Raw genomic sequence first — 18,105 nt, forward strand, 5'->3', positions numbered from 1 at the left:
CTTGAGTTAAGAATTAGAGGTTAAGTGAAACCAAAGAAAGACCGTGGCTTTCCCGACAGGCAAGCCATCGTCGCCTTCATCAAGGCAAATCATGGAAAGGCGGGAACGCGCGAAATCGCACGCGAGTTCGGCCTGAAGAACGCCGATCGCGCCGAGCTCAGGCGCATGCTGCGCGAGCTCGCCGACGACGGCATCATCAAGAAAAAGCGCCACAAGGTCTCGGAGCCGGACACGCTCCCGCCGACGCTGCTCGCCGACATCACCGGGCGCGACAGCGACGGCGAATTGATCGCGTCCCCCGCCGAATGGGACGAAGTCGAGAGCGGCGAGCCGCCGAAGATCCTGATCGAGATGCCGCGCCGGCCGAAGCCCGGCACCGCCGCCGGTGTCGGCGACCGCGCGCTGCTGCGCGTCGAGCGTTCGGACGAGGACGAAGGTCCGGCCTGGCGCGGTCGCATCATCAAGGTCATCGACAAGGCCAAGAGCCGCATCCTCGGCGTCTTCCGCAGCCTTCCCGAAGGCGGCGGGCGGCTCGTCCCCGTCGACAAGAAGTTCGCCGACCGCGAACTGAACATCGCCAAGACCGACACGGGCGGCGCGCAGGACGGCGATCTCGTCAGCATCGACATCGTCCGCTCGCGCGGCTTCGGCCTCGCCTCCGGCCGCGTCAAGGAGAAGCTCGGCTCGGTGAAGTCCGAGAAAGCGATCAGCCTGATCGCGATCTACGCGCACGAGATCCCCTTGCAATTCTCCTCCGCCGCCGAGCGCGAGGCGGAGGCGGCAGAGCCAGCGAACCTGAAAGGCCGCGAGGACTGGCGCGACGTGCCGCTCGTCACCATCGATCCGCCGGATGCAAAGGATCACGACGATGCGGTCCATGCCGAGCCCGACCCTGATCCCAACAACAAGGGCGGCTTCATCGTCAACGTCGCCATTGCCGATGTCAGCTTCTACGTCCGGCCGGGCAGCGCGCTCGACCGCGATGCGCTCGATCGCGGCAACTCGGTCTATTTCCCCGACCGTGTCGTGCCGATGCTGCCCGAGCGCATCTCGAACAATCTCTGCTCGCTGGTGCCTGGCGAGCCGCGCGGCGCGCTCGCGGTGCGCATGGTGCTCGGCTCCGACGGCTGCAAGCGCTCGCATACGTTCCACCGCATCCTGATGCGTTCGGCGGCGAAGCTCGCTTACGCGCAGGCCCAGGCCGCGATCGATGGACGACCGGATGACACCACCGGCCCCCTGCTCGATCCGATCCTGAAACCGCTTTATGCCGCCTATGCCTGCGCCAAGCGCGCCCGCGACGAGCGCGACCCGCTGAATCTCGATCTGCCCGAGCGCAAGATCCTGCTCAAAAGCGACGGCACGGTCGACCGCGTCGTGGTGCCTGAAAGGCTCGACGCGCACAAGCTGATCGAAGAATTCATGATCCTCGCCAACGTCGCGGCTGCCGAGACGCTGGAGAAGAAATCGCTGCCGCTGATCTATCGCGTACATGACGAGCCGACGCTGGAGAAGGTCCACGCGCTCTCCGAGTTCCTGGAGACGCTCGACATTCCCTTCACCAAATCGGGCGCGCTACGCCCGACGCTGTTCAACCGCGTGCTGGCCCAGCTCGAAGGCCACGACTATTTTCCGCTGGTGAGCGAAGTCGTGCTGCGCGCCCAGGCGCAGGCGGAGTATTCGTCCGAGAATTACGGGCACTTCGGCCTGAATTTGCGCCGCTACGCGCATTTCACCTCGCCGATCCGTCGCTATGCCGACCTCGTCGTGCACCGCGCGCTGGTCCGTGCGCTCGGGCTCGGCGAAGGTGCCCTGCCCGACAGCGAGACGCCGGAATCGCTCGGCGAAGTCGCGGCGCATATCTCCCTGACCGAGCGGCGCGCCATGAAGGCCGAGCGCGAGACCGTCGACCGCCTGATCGCGCATCATCTTGCCGATCGCATCGGCGCCAGCTTCCAGGGCCGCGTCTCCGGCGTCACCCGCGCCGGCCTGTTCGTCAAGCTGAGTGAGACCGGCGCCGACGGATTGATCCCGATCCGATCCCTCGGCACGGAATATTTCAACTATGACGAGGGCCGACATGCCCTGGTCGGCACACGCAGCGGCACGATGTATCAGCTCGGTGACGTCGTGGACGTCCGTCTGATCGAAGCAGCTCCCATCGCAGGCGCGCTGCGCTTCGAGCTGCTGTCGTCCGAGAGCGACAGCTCACCGCGCGAACGCCGGCAGTTCCGCCCGCAGCGCAAATCGTCCAAGCCGCATCCCGGTCGCAGCCCAGAGAGAAAACGCAAGCCGGAGAAGCCGAAATCCGGCAAGGCAAAGAAGGGCCGAGACAAGGGCAAAGGGAAAAACAAGGGAAAAAGCAAGAAGGGCAAGGCGTGGTGACGATGAGCACGGCCCCGAAGATCTGGACGCGCGAGACCGGCCTCGTCGAGAAGCGCGACGTCTGGACCGCAATGATACGCGGCTTCCGCGGCCGCTGCCCGCGCTGCGGCGAGGGCAAGCTGTTTCGCGCCTTCCTGAAGACGGCGGACAATTGTGCCGAATGCGGCCTCGATTTCACGCCGCATCGCGCCGACGATCTGCCCGCCTATCTCGTCATTGTCATCGTCGGCCATGTCGTGGTGCCGGCCATTCTCTGGATCGAGACCAACTACACCACGCCTGTCTGGCTCAGCTTCGTGGCCTATCTGCCCTTCACCTTCGTCGCCTCGCTCGCGTTGTTGCAGCCGGTGAAGGGAGCTGTGGTCGGCTTGCAATGGGCTCTGCGCATGCATGGGTTTGACGAGAACCCTCCCGATGGTATTCCGCCGGTGTAGGCAAAATAAGCAAGAACAGTTCGGGTGAGGACATGACGGATATTTCGCAGGCCGAGAAGACAAAAGTTCACGAGGAGAAGGAAGCCGACCACCATCCCTATTTTCGCCCGAGGGATGCTGCGACGCTGATCCTTGTCGATCGCAGCGGCTCCGTTCCGAAAGTGCTGGTCGGCAAGCGCCACGACAAGGTGGTGTTCATGCCCGGGAAATTCGTCTTTCCGGGCGGTCGCGTCGACAAGGCCGATTATCGCGTGCCCTGCGCCGCCCCCATCACCGCGGAGCTGGAAACCAATCTCGCCAAAGGCAGCCCGAAGACGCCGGCCTCGCGTGCGAAGTCGCTCGCGATTGCCGCGATCCGCGAGGCCTGCGAGGAGACGGGCCTCTGCCTCGGCCGGAGGGCGGAAGGCAAGGTGCCGAAGCTCGACGGTCCGTGGAAGCCGTTCGCCGATGCCGGCCTCTTGCCCGATCCCTCCGGCCTGTTCCTGATCGCCCGCGCCATCACCCCGCCCGGCCGCGTCAAGCGCTTCGACACGCGCTTTTTCACCGCGGATGCCTCCGCGATCACCCACCGTGTCGAAGGCGTGATCCACGCCGATGCCGAGCTGGTCGAGCTGGTCTGGGTCGAGCTCGGCTCGAAGCCGCTCGCCGATCTGCATCCGATGACGCGCAACGTGCTCAACGAACTCGACAGCCGCCTTGCCACGGGCCCGCTTCGTCACGATGCGCCGGTGCCGTTCTTCCATTTCTATGGCGGTAAGATGCAGAAGGATATTTTGGGCTGATTGGCTCTCCTTCGTCATTCCGGGGCGCGCGTAGCGCGAACTGTGGTGCGCGGTTGCGCACCTGAGAATCCATCTCTCGGCAGTCGCTGCGGCCCAATGGATTCCGGGCTCGCCGCTCCGCGGCGCCCCGGAATGACGTGCTGAGAGATCTGCGAAAAACAAAATAATCTTCCCGCCGCCCCCGATGGCGGAGTTCCCCTTCATGCCTATGTCTTCCCGAGCGTCACCAAAAACGGACACCGGGCGATGGCACAACGGCAACTCAAGCTTGGCGCGTTCATGCGCCCGATCAGCATCCACACCGGCGCCTGGCGCTATCCCGGGGCCTGGCCCGACGCCAATTTCAACTTCTCGCACATCAAGCAGCTGATCCGGAAGCTCGAGGCCGGCAAGTTCGACGCCTTCTTCATGGCCGATCACCTTGCCGTGCTGAACATGCCGATCAACGCGCTCAAGCGCAGCCACACCGTGACCTCGTTCGAGCCGTTCACGCTGCTGTCGGCGCTCTCGGCCGTCACCGAGCGCATCGGCCTGATCGCCACGGGATCGACCACGTTCGACGAGCCCTATCACGTCGCGCGGCGCTTCGCCTCGCTCGACCATCTCAGCGGCGGCCGCGCGGGCTGGAACATCGTCACCACGTCGAATCCGGACGCCGCACTTAACTTCGGCCTCGACGATCACATGGAGCATGCCGAGCGCTACAAGCGCGCGCGAGAGTTCTACGACGTCGTCACCGGTCTCTGGGACTCCTTTGCCGACGACGCCTTCGTGCGCGATGTCGAGAGCGGGCTGTTCTTCGATCCCGCCAAGATGCACACGCTCGACCACAACGGCAAATATCTGAAGGTGCGCGGCCCTCTCAACATCGCCCGCCCCGTGCAGGGCTGGCCGGTGATCGTGCAGGCCGGCGCGTCGGAGGACGGCAAGCAGCTCGCGGCGGAGACGGCGGAAGCCGTGTTCACCGGCGGCGGCAGCCTCGCGGACGGACAGAAGCTCTACGCCGACATCAAAGGCCGCATGGAGAAGATCGGCCGCGACCCCGAGCATCTGAAGATCCTGCCCGGCGCCTTTGTCGTGGCCGGCGACAGCGTCGACGAAGCCAAGGAAAAGCGCGCGCTGCTCGACAGCCGCGTACATTACGACAGCGCCATCGCCTCGCTCTCGGTCATCCTCGGTACCGATGCCTCCGGCTTCGATCCCGACGGGCCCCTGCCCGATATCCCCGAGACCAATGCCAGCAAGAGCGGCCGCCAGCGCCTGGTCGATCTCGCCGCGCGCGAAAAACTCACCGTGCGCCAGCTCGCCCAGCGCGTCGGCGGCTATGGCGGGCTGTCCTTCGTCGGCACGCCCAAGACCATCGCCGACCAGATGGAGGAGTGGCTGGTCGGGCGCGGCTCCGACGGCTTCAACATCATGTTCCCGTTCCTGCCCGCCGGCCTCGACGATTTCGTCGACAAGGTCGTGCCGGAGCTCCAACGCAGGGGAATCTTCCGCAAAGAGTATGAAGGGCCCACTTTGAGGGAGAATCTGGGCCTGCCGCGGCCGAAAAACCGGTTCTTCGAGGCGTGATCGGGCCGATTTGAGCGGTTTTTCTGCCCGAATTCCTTGACTTCCAGCCGTTTCTGGCTAGGTTGCCGGCCAACGCGGGCCGTTTGGCCGGCTCCAGATTCCCTTCATTCCTGAGGTTCAGAACATGGCCAAAGCGGTCACCATCAAGGTCAAGCTCGTGTCCTCGGCCGACACCGGCTTCTACTACGTCGCCAAGAAGAATTCCCGCACCATGACCGACAAGCTGGTCAAGAAGAAGTACGATCCCGTCGCGCGCAAGCACGTCGAATTCCGCGAAGCCAAGATCAAGTAAGAAGATCAAGCAAGATCGGCTGAAGTGTTTTGCGGGGCCCGTTCGGGCCCCGTTTTTTATTTGGCCGCCCTCTGCTTCCGTGTCCCGGACGCGGTGCAGCGCGTAGCGGTGCGCCGCAGAGCCGGGACCCATCAGAAGCAACACAGCGTGATGTGGAGACGTGGGCCCGGCTCAGCAGCGCACCGCTGAAGAAGCGCTGCGCTGCGTCCGGGGCACGGGCACCGTAACGGAGCGGAAGGGCCTCAGCATCCGGGCGGCGGCCGACCAAGTGTGACGCACCTCGCAGAGCGTCATGACCGGATTCAATATCCCCCGCGCGAACGTTCCATGAATCTGGTCCATTGCCGTGAAAAGCCATTTGCCCCTGCTGGATCCGCTCCGCTTTGCCGCCGCGCTCGGCGTCGCCGTTTCCACCATTCACCGCGACCTTCCCAGAACAGAACGACGCATGGGTCGTCGTACGGGCAATCGACAGCACATTCTACGAGGTAACGTCGTCGGACGAAGCGGTCCTCAACGCCATTCGATCGACCTACAAGGATGTCAGAGTTGCGCCGGGACCGGCGACCTCAATGCCGATCCCGCGCATCTGAAGAGGAAAGCAAGGACCGAGCGCGAAACGCAATCTCACGCCTACGCCCCCTTCAACACCGGGGCCGGCGGCTGCGACGGCCTGATCAGCGCGAACGCCACCTGCACGATGCCGCCGGCAAGACCAAGCGCCACGCCGATGCGCCAGGCCATCGTGTACGAACCCAGCGCGTCGTAGAGCAGCCCTCCCCCGTATGCGCCGAGGAAGCTGCCGATCTGGTGGCTCATGAAGGCGAGGCCCTGGATCATTGCCTGCCAGCGCAGGCCGAACATCTCGGCGACGGCGCCCGCGACCAGCGGCCCGACGCCCATCCACAGGAAGCCCATGATCGCGCCGAACAGCAGCGTCGAGAACGGCGTCGCAGGAAGCATGAAGTACCAGGCGAGCGCGAGCGAGCGCAGGATGTAGATGCCGCCGAGCAGCGCCAGCTTGTTCCAGCGCTGGCCGGCCCAGCCGAAGAACAGCGAGCCCAGCACGTTGAAGCCGCCGATCATGCCGAGGGTCTGCGCGCTCAGCATCGGATCGAGGCCGCAGATCGCGAGATACGACGGCAGATGCGTGGTGAGGAACACCAGCTGCATGCCGCAGACGAGATAGGCGCAGGTCATCACCACGAAGGAGGCATTGCCGAACGCAGTCTTGGCCGCCGCCGCGGCCGTGGCATCGTCGATCTCGTCGGCGGCCGGCTTGGGCAGCGGGATCTGGTCGACGCGACCGGCATACCATGCGGCGGGAATCATCAGCACCGACATGATGACGAAGCCGGCAAGGCCAATGCGCCAACCGAACCCCTCGTTGAGCATCTGCCCGACCGGCGCCGACAGCAGCGCGCCCAGCGAGCCCGCGCCGGAGACGATCCCGAGCACGGTCGAGCGCACCGTTGCGGGCACCGCGCGCGCCGCAACCGACATCGCGATCGCCGCCGCGGTGCAGGCGAGCGAGGTGCCGATCAGCACGCCGCCGCCGATCATGATGCTGACGAGCCCGTTCGCGGTCGCCATCAGCGCCAGCCCCGCGATGTACATCAGCGCGCCCACGATCATGATCGGACGGAAGCCATAGCGCGCGGTCAGCGCGCCCGCGGGCGGCTGCAGGAAGCCCCAGGCGAGATTTTGCACGGCCAGCGCCAGCGTGAAATCCGAGATCGAGATGTGGATGTCCTGCGTCAGCGGCTGCATGAAGATGCCGAGCGACTGCCGCAGACCCATGCTCAGCGTCAGCATGATCGAGGCGCCGATCAGGATGGGCAAGGTCGGACGCAGGACCTGCAACAGGGGCATTTTTCTTCTCCCTTTTGGGCGCGGCACGCGTGCCGACGTCTGCTCTTGCCGTTGATTTTGGTTACACAGACCTGTGTACTTAGGCTATGATTGCCGGGTGCTGTCAAGCAAACAGGACGCGTGCCACCGCATGGCTCCCCCGCTCAAACCACAGACGATGAAAGAGCGGATCCTTCAGACCGCCGACAAGCTGTTCTATCTGCAGGGCATTCGCGCCATCGGCGTCGACACCATCGCGGCCGAGATCGGCATCTCCAAGCGCACGCTCTACAACCACTTCCCATCCAAGGACGCGCTGATCGCGGCCTATCTCGAGCGCCGCTTCGTTCACGCGCCCGCTTCGGACAAGCCCGCCGCCGAGCAGATCCTTGCGACATTCGATTCGCTAGAGCGCCGTTTTGCCGCAAAAGACTTCCGCGGATGCCCGTTCGTGAATGCAGTCGCCGAACTCGGCCCTGCCGACCGCGCCGTGAAGAAGATCGCAATCGCCTTCAAGGAAAGCCGCCGCCTCTGGTTTCGCGATCGGCTCAACGAGCTCGGCGTTGCCGATGCGGACGCGCTAGCGACGCAGCTCGTGCTGCTGGTCGACGGCTCGATCGCACAGGACCTCGTGCGCGACGATCCCGCGATGGCGCGCGCCGCCAAGGAAGCGGCAAAGGTGCTGCTAAGGAATGCGGGGGTGGATGTGGGAAGCCGGTGACGAGCAGCGCGAGGTCCACTGCGCGATCCTGCCAATATGCTTCTGTTTTGCCCGACAGGTCAAATGACGCCGCTGCTGGGGCACGCCGTCGTGCGACCCGCATAAGCCATTGATTCCGCTATCACCGGCTACTGTGCATGGGGTTGTTTTCGCCGCTTTACGCCGCGGCGGCTCACGCCGCGTGCGACACCACGCGATTGCGGCCGTCGTGCTTGGCACGATACAGCGCAGTGTCAGCGCGCTTGAGGACGTCGGCGACCGCCTCGCCCTTCTGCTCCAGCGTGGTCAGGCCGATCGAAATCGTGACCTCGATGCGCTTTGCGCCTTTGTGGATCGAGAACGGCTCGCCGGCGATCGAGCGGCGCAGGCGCTCGGCGACCATGCCGGCGACATGCAGATCGGTCTCCGGCATCACGATGACGAACTCCTCGCCGCCGTAGCGGCAGGCCAGATCGATGCCGCGGATCGACTTGCGCACGCGCACCGCGAATTCGCGCAGCACGTCGTCGCCGGCGTCGTGGCCGTAATTGTCGTTGATCGACTTGAAGTAGTCGATGTCCAGGATCATCAGCGCCAGCGGCTTGCCGCGCGTCGCGGCCTGCTCGGCGAGCGTCGCCAGATGGCTCTCCATGTAGCGGCGATTGTGCAGGCCGGTGAGTGCGTCAGTGATCGCCATCTCGATCGAGTTCTGCACGTTGTCGCGCAGATGATCGGTGTAGCGGCGGCGGCGGATCTGGGTGCGGGCCCGTGCCAGCAGCTCGGTCTTGTCGATGGGGCGCAAGAGATAGTCGTTGACGCCGATCTCGAGGCCGCGCAACAGCCGCGTCGAGTTCTCGGGGTCGGCGATCGCCAGGATCGGCACGTGGCGCGTGCGCTCCAGCGAGCGCGCCTGGCTGCAGAGCCTGAGGCCGTCGAAATTGTTGAGGTCGAGCGAGACGATCAGGAGGTCGTAATTGCCCTCGGCAGCGTGGAACAGCGCCTCGGTCGGGTTCGGCTCGACGTCGATGGTGTGCTCGGCGGCGAGGATCGTCGCCAGCCGCTCATAGGAGGACTCGCGATCGTCGACCAGCAGGATGCGGCCGCCCTTGCCGGTGTCGGCGACCGCACTGCGCTCGGGCGCCTGCATGCCGATCTCGAGCGAGGTGATGGCGCGCATGCGCAGCTCGTCGGTCATCATCTTCAGCCGCGTCAGCGAGCGCACGCGCGCGATCAGCACGACGTCGGAGACAGGCTTCGTCAGGAAATCGTCGGCGCCGGCTTCTAGCCCGCGGTTGCGGTCGGACGGGCTGTCGAGCGCGGTGACCATCACGACGGGGATGTGATGCGTGGCCGGGTCGGTCTTGAGGCGACGGCAGACTTCGAAGCCGTCCATGTCGGGCATCATCACGTCCAGCAGGATGATGTCGCATTCGGCGCGGCGGCTGATCGCCAGCGCCTCGGTGCCGTTCGCGGCGGTCATCACGTCGAAATATTCGGCGGACAGGCGGGCTTCGAGGAGTTTGACGTTGGCGGGAACGTCATCGACAACCAGGATACGCGCGGACACTGTGAACTCACTTCCTATCCGATGAAACGCCGGACCGTCTCTATGAATTTGCCGACCGAGATCGGCTTGGACAAATAAGCCTCGCAGCCGCCCTCGCGGATGCGCTCTTCGTCGCCCTTCATCGCGAACGCCGTGACCGCGACGACGGGAATGGCACGCAGCTCCGGATCGTCCTTGATCCAGCGCGTCACCTCGAGCCCCGAGACCTGCGGCAGCTGGATGTCCATCAGCACGAGGTCGGGCCGCATCTTGCGCACGAGGTCGAGCGCCTCGTAGCCGTTGCTGGTGCCGGAGGTCTGGTAGCCGTGCGCCTCCAACAGGTCGCGGAAGAGCTTCATGTTGAGCTCGTTGTCTTCCACGATCAGGACGGTCTTAGCCATCCCGCCCTCCTGATTGGTCCGAAGGACCGGTCCATGTAACGCCTCAGGCGCCGCTCTCCGGCGCTTCGAAAACTGGATTCAAACTAGCCTCAGATTCGCTCTAGTTTCGTTAAACCCGAGGGCCGACTTTCGGCGATGTGGTTTCCAGTTGCTTGTCGGGGGTCACAAGACTCAAGGCGAAGACTCGGGCATGATGATTCCAAAGTAGACACTGAAAGTTAACGGAAAGGCAAACCGGCCCCGTGAAAAAGCCTGTTCACAACCCCCGCGAAGTCGCTGAAATCGTTGCGATTCAGGCTCTGTCCTTTGTCGCGAGCGAGCCCGAGCGGCTGGGCCTGTTCCTGGCCGAGACAGGGGTCGGCCCGGAGACCCTGCGCAATGCCGCCTCCGACCCCAACTTCCTGCTCAGCGTGCTCGATTTCGTGCTGCGGGATGACGACACCGTGAAGACTTTTGCGACGGCCGCGGAACTGCATCCGACCAACGTTGCCGCAGCGCGGCAGGTCCTCGGCGACGCGCTCGGCGACCCCACCTGGGAGCGCGACGTGCCGTGACGACCCAAGAGGCGGCCGGGCCCCGCTGCTTCTGCCGGGATTGTCTGGCCGATCTGGATATGGGCGTGCGGCGTTGTTCCGCCTGCGGATCCCCGCGACTCGTCCGCCACCGCGCGCTCGCGGGCCTGACCATCGCCCATATCGACTGCGACGCCTTCTATGCGACGGTCGAGAAGCGCGACAATCCTGACATCGCCGACAAGCCGGTCATCATCGGCGGCGGCAAGCGCGGCGTGGTGTCGGCCGCCTGCTATATCGCCCGCACCTATGGCGTGCGCTCGGCCATGCCGATGTTTAAGGCGTTGGACGCCTGCCCGCATGCGATCGTGATACCGCCCGACATGGCAAAATACGTCCGGGTCGGCCGCGAGGTGCGTCAGGCCATGCAGGCGCTGACGCCGCTGGTGGAGCCGCTCTCGATCGACGAGGCCTTCCTCGACCTCTCCGGCACCGAGCGGGTTCACGGCATGATCCCGGCAAAGGTGCTGGCGCGCTTTGCCCGCAACGTCGAGCGCGACATCGGCATCACCGTCTCGGTCGGCCTGTCCTGCAACAAGTTCCTGGCCAAGATCGCCTCCGAACTCGACAAGCCGCGGGGCTTTGCCGCGCTCGACCAGGAGGAGGCCCGTTTGATGCTCGCGGAAAAGCCGGTCGGCTTCATCTTCGGCGTCGGCCCGGCCATGCAGGAGCGCCTCGTGCAGCGCGGCTTCCGTGTCATCGCGGATCTGCAGAAGGCCGACGAGATCGAGATGATGCGGCAGTTTCCGAGCGACGGCCGCAGGCTATGGCGGCTCGCGCGCGGCATCGACGACCGCCGCGTCGAGCCGGATCGCGGCGCCAAGACGATTTCCAGCGAAACGACGTTCGAGACGGACATCCGCGATTTCGCGACGCTGGAGAAGATCCTGTGGCGACTGTGCGAGAAGACGTCATCACGGCTCAAAAGCAGCGAGCTTGCGGGCTCGACCGTCACCTTGAAGCTGAAGACCGCCGATTTCCGCCAGCGCACGCGCTCGCAGTCGATCGCCGCGCCGACGCAGCTTGCCGCCAAGATCTTCTCGATCTGCCGCGAGATGCTGGCGAAGGAGATCGACGGCACCGCCTTCCGCCTGATGGGCGCCGGCGTCAGCGCACTGCGCGACGGCTCGGCGAGCGACGACACCGACATGCTCGAGCGCCGCGCCGCCCATGCCGAACGCGCGGTCGACAGCCTGCGCAAGAAGTTCGGCAGCGCCGCGGTGATCCGCGGCATTTCGTATGAGGGGCCGAAGGCGCAGGAGTGATCTGTCCTGCTCACTCAGTCACGTTCGAATATCCGGGCACCCGGATAGGCGCGCCTGGCATACTGAACGACCAACTGCCGATCCTGGGTTTCCAGAAACGGCGTTCGGATCTGACAAGACCCGACGATGAGGTGCCACAAGCCGTTGAGCTTTCGAATGACGACGTTCATTTGAGCTTCCTCGCAGTGACCCGAGTGGACTCAAATTGTAAGAATCTCCCGCCGTCGCTCAATTGTACCAGCGTAAGATCCGGATATGAGAAGGATTGGAGGAGATATACAAAGGTATGTTGGTTGTGGCTTCAACAGCCGCTGGCCCGATAGCTTCGCAGGGACGCAAACGATCTTACCGGTTCGGAGGCTGGCGCCGTGACGGGCGAACGCGATCTCGACGCACTGCTGAGGGACATGAAGCCGGAGATCCTGGACGGCATCTTCGTGTTTTGCACGCTTGCGCCGAGTGCGAGCATTCCAGCCACCGTCAACCCGATGCTGACGTTCCGCGAACGCGAAGGAACAACGCTGGTGATACTGCGGAAGGAAGCCGAACGTGCCGGCCTCCGCCATGAATATCCCTCGCGTTTGATCACCTTGTCAGTTCACTCCGCGCTCGACGCGATCGGCTTTCTGGCGGCGATCACGGCGCGGCTAGCCGAAGCCGGCATCAGCGTGAATGCCGTTTCGGCCTTCTATCACGATCATCTGTTTGTGCCGGCGGCACGGGCCGACGAGGCGATGGCCATTCTGCTAGAGATGGCCAAAGCCGGGTCGGCTTAGCTCGCGTTCAATCCGCGACCGCGATCGCCTCGATCTCGATCAGCCATTCCGGCGCCGCGAGCGCGGAGACACCGACGAGCGTGGAAGCCGGCGGCTCCATGCCTTCGAAGAAGGCCGAGCGGGCCTTGCCGATGATGGGGCGCAGCTCCGGCTTGTAGTTCACAACGAAGGTCGTGATCTTCACGATGTTGGAATAGCTCGCCCCCGCCGCCTTCAGCGCGAGCCCGAGATTGTGCATCACTTGTGTGGTCTGCGCGGCAATATCGCCCTCGCCTACGATACGTCCCTCCTCGTCGGTCGAGACCTGGCCGGAGATGTAGATGGTCCGCGCGCCGGAAGCGGTGACGACATGGGAATAGGCGGGATTGTGATGCAGGCCGCTGGGGCGGAGATGATCGAGCTTCGGCATGGGTTGCCTCCCGGATGTTTGTAGTTGGGAGGAGCGTAGCTGGAGAGCGAGCGGAGAGCCAGCCCCGTCATTGCGAGGAGCAAAGCGACGAAGCAATCCAGAATCTTTCCGCGGCCGACTCTGGATTGCTTCGCGGAGCCTGTCATCGGGCCGCGCTACGCGCGGACCCGTTGGCTCGCAATGACTAGGAGAGGGCGGAGTCTCGGCTAGAGCCCTCAATTACAGGGCTTGCTGTCCTTGATGTCGAACTTGCCCATCGCGCCGGAGATGACGAAATCGTTGTAATCGAGCACGAGCTGGCGCGAGACGCCGTTCTCGTAGAGCTCGAACGCCATCGCATAGACCGGCGTCTGCTCGCCCTCCTTCTGCTGGGCGTCGCGGTCGAAATAGCTGACGGTGACCGGCCAGCGCTTAAGGGACTTCATGTGCTCGTCCGCCGTCGAAGGATCGGACGAGGTGGCGCGGTCGGCGGGGATCGGCTGGCCGATCACGGTCAGCGTGTTGTAGACCTTCTGGCCGTCGTCGGAGCCGTCATAGACGGAGAGCTCGAGCAGCGACTTGCCGTCCTTGGCGGCGGCGATGATGCGCTGGATCTGCTCGGTCGGGAACACGATCTTGCCGTCGAGCGTGAACGTCTTCGGCGCCGGCAGCTTCAGCTTGACGTTGATATGGTCGCCGTCGCGCTCGGCCGAGCCGTCGACGCGGCCGGCATCGGCCTCGTTCATGCGCGTCTCGATCTTGAAGCGGTAGCTCTTGCCGGCGGCATCCTCCCAGGAGTTGGAGCGAAGGTCGCTGAGCGTGACTTTGCCCTCGCCGCTGTCGAGCTCGGAGACCTGACGGAAATCGGAGGTATAGCCCTCGCAGGCGCTCCCCGCGAAATTGTAGAGGATGCGGCCGCGGGCGCTGTTGACCGACTTGGAGCGCGATTTCACGAGGCTGAGGTCATAGAGCGCCTGATGCGCGAGGAACGGACCGTTGGCGGCCTGAGCCCCGCCGCCAAGGCCGAAACTGGCCGCGGCGAGCGCCATCACACCGAGCGAAGTCCGGAAAAGGTGCACCATGTCTCATCCCTAGGGGAGCGTAGATTCGACATTTTAATGACCGTTCCATTGCGTCGCAACTGAGGCCGTTTCACGTAAATTTGCCCCTTCGCATTGAACCTCCCGGCCTGCCGCTGCCCGCGCGCCGGCTTCCTTGCATGTGACGGCACAATGGGCGAAACAGGCGCGCCCGGCGGTCAAACCCGAGATTGTCCCCGGGCGAATGAATTCCGGGACAATGAGGTCGAACATGGCGGGCACGGTCGAAGAGAAACTGGCGGAACAGGGCATCAAGCTGCACGAGGCCCCCACACCCGTGGCCAATTACGTGCCGTTCGTGCGCACCGGCAATTTGCTGTTCGTCTCCGGCCAGGTCTGCTTCGACCCTGCCGGCAAGCTGATCGCCAAGGGCAAGCTGGGTGCCGGCGTCTCGATCGAGGACGGCGCTGCCGCCGCCCGCGGCTGCGCGGTGAACCTGCTGGCGCAGGTCAAGGCGGCGCTGGGCGACCTCGACAAGGTCGTGCGCGTGGTCCGTCTCGGCGGCTTCATCAACTCGGCGCCGGACTTCCTGGACGGGCCCAAGGTGCTGAACGGCGCCTCCGACCTGATGGTCGCGGCCTTCGGCGACAAGGGCCGCCATGCCCGCACCACGGTCGGGGTCGCCTCGCTGCCGGCCGATGCCGCGGTCGAGGTCGATGGCGTGTTCGAGGTCGCCTGACGCAGATGCGCGTCCCGGATTGGCTGACAGCCCGGCCGGTCGCCCATCGCGGCCTGCATGACATTTCGCGCGGCATCGTCGAGAACATGCCGGGCGCGGTCCAGGCTGCGATCGCAGGCAATTTCTCGATCGAGGTCGATATCCAGCTTTCGTCCGACGGCGAGGCCATGGTGCACCACGACCATGCCCTCAGCCGCCTCACCGAGGCCACCGGCGAGGTCATCGACAAGACCGCGGCCGAGCTCAGGGCAGTCAAATTCAAGGATACGGACGAGCGGATGATGTCGCTGTCCGACCTCTGTGCCCTGGTCGCCGGCCGGGTGCCGCTGGTGATCGAGGTGAAGAGCCATTTTGGCGGCGACCGCAAGCTGGTGAAGCGGATGGCCGAGGTGCTGGCATCCTATGAAGGCCCCGCGGTCGGCATGTCCTTCGATCCCGACCAGGTGCTGGCGCTGCGCGAGCTGTTGCCCAACCGTCCGCGCGGCATCGTCGCGCAGCGGAGCTACGATGACGAATATTGGGCCAACCTGACCCAGGCGCAGCGCGACAGCATGCTGTACCTGCGCCACGGCTTCCAGACCCAGCCCCACTTCGTCGCCTTCAAGGTCGACCACCTGCCGGCCCCCGCCCCCTGGATCGCCCGCAACCTGTTCGGCTGCGCCCTGCTCGGCTGGACCGTGCGCACGGGCGAGCAGCGGACTCGGGTCGGGCAGTATGCGGATCAGATGATCTTCGAGGGGTTCGTGCCGTAGGGCGCGGCATGCAACCAGTAGCGCTCGTGTCCCGGACAAGGTGCAACGCTTCAGCGTTGCGGCACAGAGCCGGAATCCATCTCTCCGCGAGCACACTGCCACATGGGCCCCGGCTCTGCAGCGCACCGCTGAAGGAGCGCTGCGTGCGTCCAGGGCACGCGAGCATGCCTGTTCCCGCCCCCTTGAAGTCGCTGCTGCAATGCACGATCTTGCACGCAATGGCATCATCCGACATTACGCTCGAGGCCGTACCGTCCATTGGCGAGGTGTCGCCAGAGGATTGGGACGCCTGCGCCAATCCCGGCAAAGCCTGCAACGGGCATGGCGCAGGAACCTCATCCGCTCTTCCAGGCGATTCCCTCGGCCTCTCAAAACCCGCCTATAACCCGTTCGTCTCGCACGCATTTCTCTCCGCCGTGGAGAAATCGGGTTCGGCGACGATCCGCACCGGCTGGGGGCCGCGGCACCTCGTCGCCAAGCTCGATGGCCGCGTCGCCGGTGTCGTGCCCTGCTATCTGAAATCGCATAGCCAAGGCGAGTACGTCTTCGACCGCGGCTGGGCGGATGCCTATGAGCGCGCCGGTGGGCGCTACTATCCGAAGCTCCAGGTCTCGGTTCCTTTCACGCCGGCGACGGGGCCCAGGCTGCTGGTCCGCGACGGCGTCGACCGCGAGCGGATCACCGAGGCGCTGGCGAGCGGGCTGGTGGCGCTGTGCGGGGTCAGCAAGGCCTCCTCGGTCCACGTCACCTTCGCGCGCGAGGCGGAATGGAAGCTGCTCGCCCAGCACGGCTTCCTGCAGCGCACCGACCAGCAGTTCCACTGGCACAATGACGGATTTGCGAGCTTCGATGACTTCCTGGCGACGCTGAACTCGCGCCACCGCAAATCGATCAAGCGCGAACGGCGCGATGCGCTCGCCGCCGGCATCACCATCCACTGGCTAACCGGCAAGGACATCACGGAAGACGCCTGGGATGCGTTCTTCATGTTCTACATGGAGACCGGCTCGCGCAAATGGGGCCGGCCCTATCTGACACGCGAGTTCTTCTCGCTGATCGGCGAGACCATGAGAGATGACGTGCTGCTGGTAATGGCCCGCCGCAACGGCCGCTGGATCGCGGGCGCGATCAACTTCATCGGCTCGGATACGCTGTTCGGCCGCAACTGGGGCGCGCTCGAGCATCATCCGTTCCTGCATTTCGAGGTCTGCTATTATCAGGCGATCGATTTCGCGATCAAACGCGGCCTGAAGCATGTCGAAGCGGGCGCGCAGGGCGAGCACAAGATCGCCCGCGGCTACCTGCCGCGCACCACCCACTCCGCCCACTTCATCGCCGATCCCGGCCTGCGCCGGGCCATCGACGATTATCTCAAGCGCGAGCGCGCCTATGTTGCGGAAGCCGGACGGGAACTCGCCGAGCTTGGTCCCTTCCGCAAAGGCATCGACGAGGCGCCTTGACGCCTCGCCACGGCTGGTGACAGTAAGCGCAAAATCGAGCGCAAAGTTCTTGGGAGCCGTCATGACCGCCTACGACACCAACAACATCTTCGCAAAAATCCTGCGCGGCGAGCTGCCCTGCCACAAGGTATACGAGGACGAGCACGTCTTCGCCTTCCTCGACATCATGCCGCGCGTGCCGGGCCATACGCTGGTGATCCCGAAGGCCCCCGCCCGCAACATCCTCGACATCAAGCCGGACGATTATGCCCATGTGGCCCGCGGCGCGCACAAGATTGCGGCGGCCGCGATGAAGGCGTTCGATGCCGATGGCATCACTGTGCAGCAATTCAACGAGCCCGCCGGCGGACAGGTCGTGTTTCATCTGCACATGCACGTGATGCCGCGCCACGACGGCGTCGCCATGCTGCCGCCGGCGAGCCGCAAGGAAGACGACAAGGTGCTGCAAGAGCACGCGGCCAAGCTGATTGCGGCGTTGAAGGCGGGGTAGCGCCGGACACTCCGTCATTGCGAGGAGCCCTTGCGACGAAGCAATCCAGACTGTCTCCGCGGAAGCAGCCTGGATTGCTTCGCGGAGCCTGTCATCGGGCCGCGCTTTGCGCGGACCCGGTGGCTCGCAATGACGGAGGAGAGACTCACTCCGTCTGGAAATCCCCTGCTTGCGGCGCGGCGAGCGGGGTAAACTCGCAGCGGTCGGGCTTGATGTCGATCAGCGGCGTGTTGTCGATGCAATCGAGGCCGCGCACCAGGATCGCATTGCCCTCGATCCCGACCAGCTTGACGATCGACGTGCCGATCGGATTGGGCCGCACCGGTGAGCGCAACGAAAACGTGCCGCGGGTCTTCTCGTTGTTCTTCGGGCTCTGCAGGATGATGTCGCGACGCGACTGGTCGAGCCAGTAGAGCACTTCGAGATTGCTGTAGAAATCCACGCCTTTGATCGCCGGGACGAACGGCTCGAAGATCTCGAGCCGGCACACCGGGCCATCCTGTCGTCCTTGCCGCGGCGTCTCCAGCCGCGACGTCCAGGGGGTGCGGATGCGGCCGATGAAGACGAGACCGGCATCTTGCGCCGGCGGCAGCTCGATGGCGAGCTCGCCGTCGCGGAGCTCCTGTTCGCGAACCATATGTGCTGTTCCTTAGCTGTTCG

General features: G+C 64.7%; 20 protein-coding genes. 13 read left to right on the forward strand and 7 right to left on the reverse strand.

Features of this window, described 5'->3' with window-relative positions; genetic code table 11:
• Positions 1-24: 24 nt before the first annotated feature.
• From rnr to rpmG, 5 genes are all read left to right on the forward strand, one after another.
• Complete coding sequence (gene rnr, locus BCCGELA001_RS21750) at positions 25-2,385, forward strand: ribonuclease R (RefSeq protein WP_008548503.1); 2,361 nt, start codon at positions 25-27, stop codon at positions 2,383-2,385.
• Entirely contained in the window at positions 2,379-2,819 is a 441-nt protein-coding gene (locus BCCGELA001_RS21755) for a DUF983 domain-containing protein (protein WP_008548508.1), read from the forward strand. Before rnr ends, BCCGELA001_RS21755 begins: the two co-directional genes overlap by 7 nt.
• Before the next feature lie 32 nt (positions 2,820-2,851).
• Positions 2,852-3,601, forward strand: coding sequence for an NUDIX hydrolase (locus BCCGELA001_RS21760; RefSeq protein WP_060736285.1), 750 nt, complete (start codon positions 2,852-2,854; stop codon positions 3,599-3,601).
• Positions 3,602-3,847: 246 nt separating this feature from the next.
• Positions 3,848-5,173: an LLM class flavin-dependent oxidoreductase gene (locus BCCGELA001_RS21765; protein ID WP_008548514.1), complete on the forward strand. Its 1,326-nt coding sequence runs from the start codon at positions 3,848-3,850 to the stop codon at positions 5,171-5,173.
• 124 nt (positions 5,174-5,297) lie between these two features.
• Positions 5,298-5,465 carry a 50S ribosomal protein L33 gene (gene rpmG / locus BCCGELA001_RS21770; protein ID WP_007603295.1) on the forward strand — a complete coding sequence of 56 codons (168 nt, stop codon included), beginning with the start codon at positions 5,298-5,300 and terminating at the stop codon, positions 5,463-5,465.
• Between the two features lie 633 nt (positions 5,466-6,098).
• On the opposite strand, the gene BCCGELA001_RS21780 is transcribed toward rpmG, so the two are convergent.
• On the reverse strand, positions 6,099-7,337 hold the full coding sequence (locus BCCGELA001_RS21780; protein WP_060736286.1) for an MFS transporter: 1,239 nt from the start codon (positions 7,335-7,337) through the stop codon (positions 6,099-6,101).
• A 130-nt stretch (positions 7,338-7,467) separates the two neighbouring features.
• On the opposite strand from BCCGELA001_RS21780, the gene BCCGELA001_RS21785 reads away from it, so the two are divergent.
• Positions 7,468-8,037 carry a TetR/AcrR family transcriptional regulator gene (locus BCCGELA001_RS21785; protein WP_060736287.1) on the forward strand — a complete coding sequence of 190 codons (570 nt, stop codon included), beginning with the start codon at positions 7,468-7,470 and terminating at the stop codon, positions 8,035-8,037.
• Positions 8,038-8,209: 172 nt separating this feature from the next.
• On the opposite strand, the gene BCCGELA001_RS21790 is transcribed toward BCCGELA001_RS21785, so the two are convergent.
• On the reverse strand, positions 8,210-9,583 hold the full coding sequence (locus tag BCCGELA001_RS21790) for a PleD family two-component system response regulator (protein ID WP_060736288.1): 1,374 nt from the start codon (positions 9,581-9,583) through the stop codon (positions 8,210-8,212).
• 14 nt (positions 9,584-9,597) lie between these two features.
• Positions 9,598-9,963 carry a response regulator gene (locus BCCGELA001_RS21795; RefSeq protein ID WP_008566616.1) on the reverse strand — a complete coding sequence of 122 codons (366 nt, stop codon included), beginning with the start codon at positions 9,961-9,963 and terminating at the stop codon, positions 9,598-9,600.
• Between the two features lie 242 nt (positions 9,964-10,205).
• Between BCCGELA001_RS21795 and BCCGELA001_RS21800 the strand changes: the two genes are divergently transcribed.
• Both BCCGELA001_RS21800 and BCCGELA001_RS21805 read left to right on the forward strand, forming a co-directional pair.
• Positions 10,206-10,517 carry a DUF3572 domain-containing protein gene (locus tag BCCGELA001_RS21800; RefSeq protein ID WP_060736289.1) on the forward strand — a complete coding sequence of 104 codons (312 nt, stop codon included), beginning with the start codon at positions 10,206-10,208 and terminating at the stop codon, positions 10,515-10,517.
• Positions 10,514-11,800 (forward strand): DNA polymerase IV, encoded by a 1,287-nt coding sequence (locus BCCGELA001_RS21805; protein WP_060736290.1) that lies wholly within the window; start codon positions 10,514-10,516, stop codon positions 11,798-11,800. Before BCCGELA001_RS21800 ends, BCCGELA001_RS21805 begins: the two co-directional genes overlap by 4 nt.
• A gap of 14 nt (positions 11,801-11,814) precedes the next feature.
• Here BCCGELA001_RS21805 and BCCGELA001_RS38445 read toward each other — a convergent pair whose 3' ends face one another.
• Entirely contained in the window at positions 11,815-11,970 is a 156-nt protein-coding gene (locus tag BCCGELA001_RS38445) for a hypothetical protein (protein ID WP_008548553.1), read from the reverse strand.
• 198 nt (positions 11,971-12,168) lie between these two features.
• Here BCCGELA001_RS38445 and BCCGELA001_RS21810 point away from each other — a divergent pair, with 198 nt between their 5' ends.
• Positions 12,169-12,576: an ACT domain-containing protein gene (locus BCCGELA001_RS21810; protein WP_008548554.1), complete on the forward strand. Its 408-nt coding sequence runs from the start codon at positions 12,169-12,171 to the stop codon at positions 12,574-12,576.
• Between the two features lie 7 nt (positions 12,577-12,583).
• Here BCCGELA001_RS21810 and BCCGELA001_RS21815 read toward each other — a convergent pair whose 3' ends face one another.
• Complete coding sequence (locus BCCGELA001_RS21815; RefSeq protein WP_008548556.1) at positions 12,584-12,985, reverse strand: RidA family protein; 402 nt, start codon at positions 12,983-12,985, stop codon at positions 12,584-12,586.
• A gap of 215 nt (positions 12,986-13,200) precedes the next feature.
• Positions 13,201-14,046: a cell envelope integrity EipB family protein gene (locus BCCGELA001_RS21820; RefSeq protein WP_008548565.1), complete on the reverse strand. Its 846-nt coding sequence runs from the start codon at positions 14,044-14,046 to the stop codon at positions 13,201-13,203.
• Between the two features lie 229 nt (positions 14,047-14,275).
• On the opposite strand from BCCGELA001_RS21820, the gene BCCGELA001_RS21825 reads away from it, so the two are divergent.
• The 4 genes from BCCGELA001_RS21825 (at position 14,276) to BCCGELA001_RS21840 (ending at position 17,445) form a co-directional block, all read left to right on the forward strand.
• Positions 14,276-14,743 carry a RidA family protein gene (locus tag BCCGELA001_RS21825; protein ID WP_060736291.1) on the forward strand — a complete coding sequence of 156 codons (468 nt, stop codon included), beginning with the start codon at positions 14,276-14,278 and terminating at the stop codon, positions 14,741-14,743.
• Between the two features lie 5 nt (positions 14,744-14,748).
• Positions 14,749-15,495, forward strand: coding sequence for a glycerophosphodiester phosphodiesterase (locus BCCGELA001_RS21830; protein WP_060736292.1), 747 nt, complete (start codon positions 14,749-14,751; stop codon positions 15,493-15,495).
• Positions 15,496-15,713: 218 nt separating this feature from the next.
• The gene (locus tag BCCGELA001_RS21835) at positions 15,714-16,955 is read left to right on the forward strand and encodes a GNAT family N-acetyltransferase (RefSeq protein WP_060737771.1); all 1,242 of its coding nucleotides are present in this window, start codon (positions 15,714-15,716) and stop codon (positions 16,953-16,955) included.
• 61 nt (positions 16,956-17,016) lie between these two features.
• On the forward strand, positions 17,017-17,445 hold the full coding sequence (locus BCCGELA001_RS21840) for an HIT family protein (protein ID WP_060736293.1): 429 nt from the start codon (positions 17,017-17,019) through the stop codon (positions 17,443-17,445).
• 145 nt (positions 17,446-17,590) lie between these two features.
• On the opposite strand, the gene tsaA is transcribed toward BCCGELA001_RS21840, so the two are convergent.
• A complete protein-coding gene (tsaA, locus tag BCCGELA001_RS21845) occupies positions 17,591-18,082 on the reverse strand; it encodes a tRNA (N6-threonylcarbamoyladenosine(37)-N6)-methyltransferase TrmO (RefSeq protein WP_008548579.1) in 492 nt (163 codons plus the stop codon).
• Positions 18,083-18,105 lie beyond the last annotated feature (23 nt).

It is taken from the genome of Bradyrhizobium sp. CCGE-LA001 (assembly GCF_000296215.2).
In the GTDB taxonomy this organism is placed as follows: domain Bacteria; phylum Pseudomonadota; class Alphaproteobacteria; order Rhizobiales; family Xanthobacteraceae; genus Bradyrhizobium.

What these genes read in the sequence shown, in the direction of transcription:
- BCCGELA001_RS21765 (WP_008548514.1), top strand. Translation starts at nt 3,848, where the DNA reads ATGGCACAACGGCAACTCAAGCTTGGCGCGTTCATGCGCCCGATCAGC.
- BCCGELA001_RS38445 (WP_008548553.1), bottom strand. Translation starts at nt 11,970, where the DNA reads ATGAACGTCGTCATTCGAAAGCTCAACGGCTTGTGGCACCTCATCGTC.
- rpmG (WP_007603295.1), top strand. Translation starts at nt 5,298, where the DNA reads ATGGCCAAAGCGGTCACCATCAAGGTCAAGCTCGTGTCCTCGGCCGAC.
- tsaA (WP_008548579.1), bottom strand. Translation starts at nt 18,082, where the DNA reads ATGGTTCGCGAACAGGAGCTCCGCGACGGCGAGCTCGCCATCGAGCTG.
- BCCGELA001_RS21760 (WP_060736285.1), top strand. Translation starts at nt 2,852, where the DNA reads ATGACGGATATTTCGCAGGCCGAGAAGACAAAAGTTCACGAGGAGAAG.
- BCCGELA001_RS21830 (WP_060736292.1), top strand. Translation starts at nt 14,749, where the DNA reads ATGCGCGTCCCGGATTGGCTGACAGCCCGGCCGGTCGCCCATCGCGGC.
- BCCGELA001_RS21785 (WP_060736287.1), top strand. Translation starts at nt 7,468, where the DNA reads ATGGCTCCCCCGCTCAAACCACAGACGATGAAAGAGCGGATCCTTCAG.
- BCCGELA001_RS21840 (WP_060736293.1), top strand. Translation starts at nt 17,017, where the DNA reads ATGACCGCCTACGACACCAACAACATCTTCGCAAAAATCCTGCGCGGC.
- BCCGELA001_RS21795 (WP_008566616.1), bottom strand. Translation starts at nt 9,963, where the DNA reads ATGGCTAAGACCGTCCTGATCGTGGAAGACAACGAGCTCAACATGAAG.
- BCCGELA001_RS21780 (WP_060736286.1), bottom strand. Translation starts at nt 7,337, where the DNA reads ATGCCCCTGTTGCAGGTCCTGCGTCCGACCTTGCCCATCCTGATCGGC.
- BCCGELA001_RS21825 (WP_060736291.1), top strand. Translation starts at nt 14,276, where the DNA reads ATGGCGGGCACGGTCGAAGAGAAACTGGCGGAACAGGGCATCAAGCTG.
- BCCGELA001_RS21815 (WP_008548556.1), bottom strand. Translation starts at nt 12,985, where the DNA reads ATGCCGAAGCTCGATCATCTCCGCCCCAGCGGCCTGCATCACAATCCC.
- BCCGELA001_RS21820 (WP_008548565.1), bottom strand. Translation starts at nt 14,046, where the DNA reads ATGGTGCACCTTTTCCGGACTTCGCTCGGTGTGATGGCGCTCGCCGCG.
- BCCGELA001_RS21835 (WP_060737771.1), top strand. Translation starts at nt 15,714, where the DNA reads ATGGCATCATCCGACATTACGCTCGAGGCCGTACCGTCCATTGGCGAG.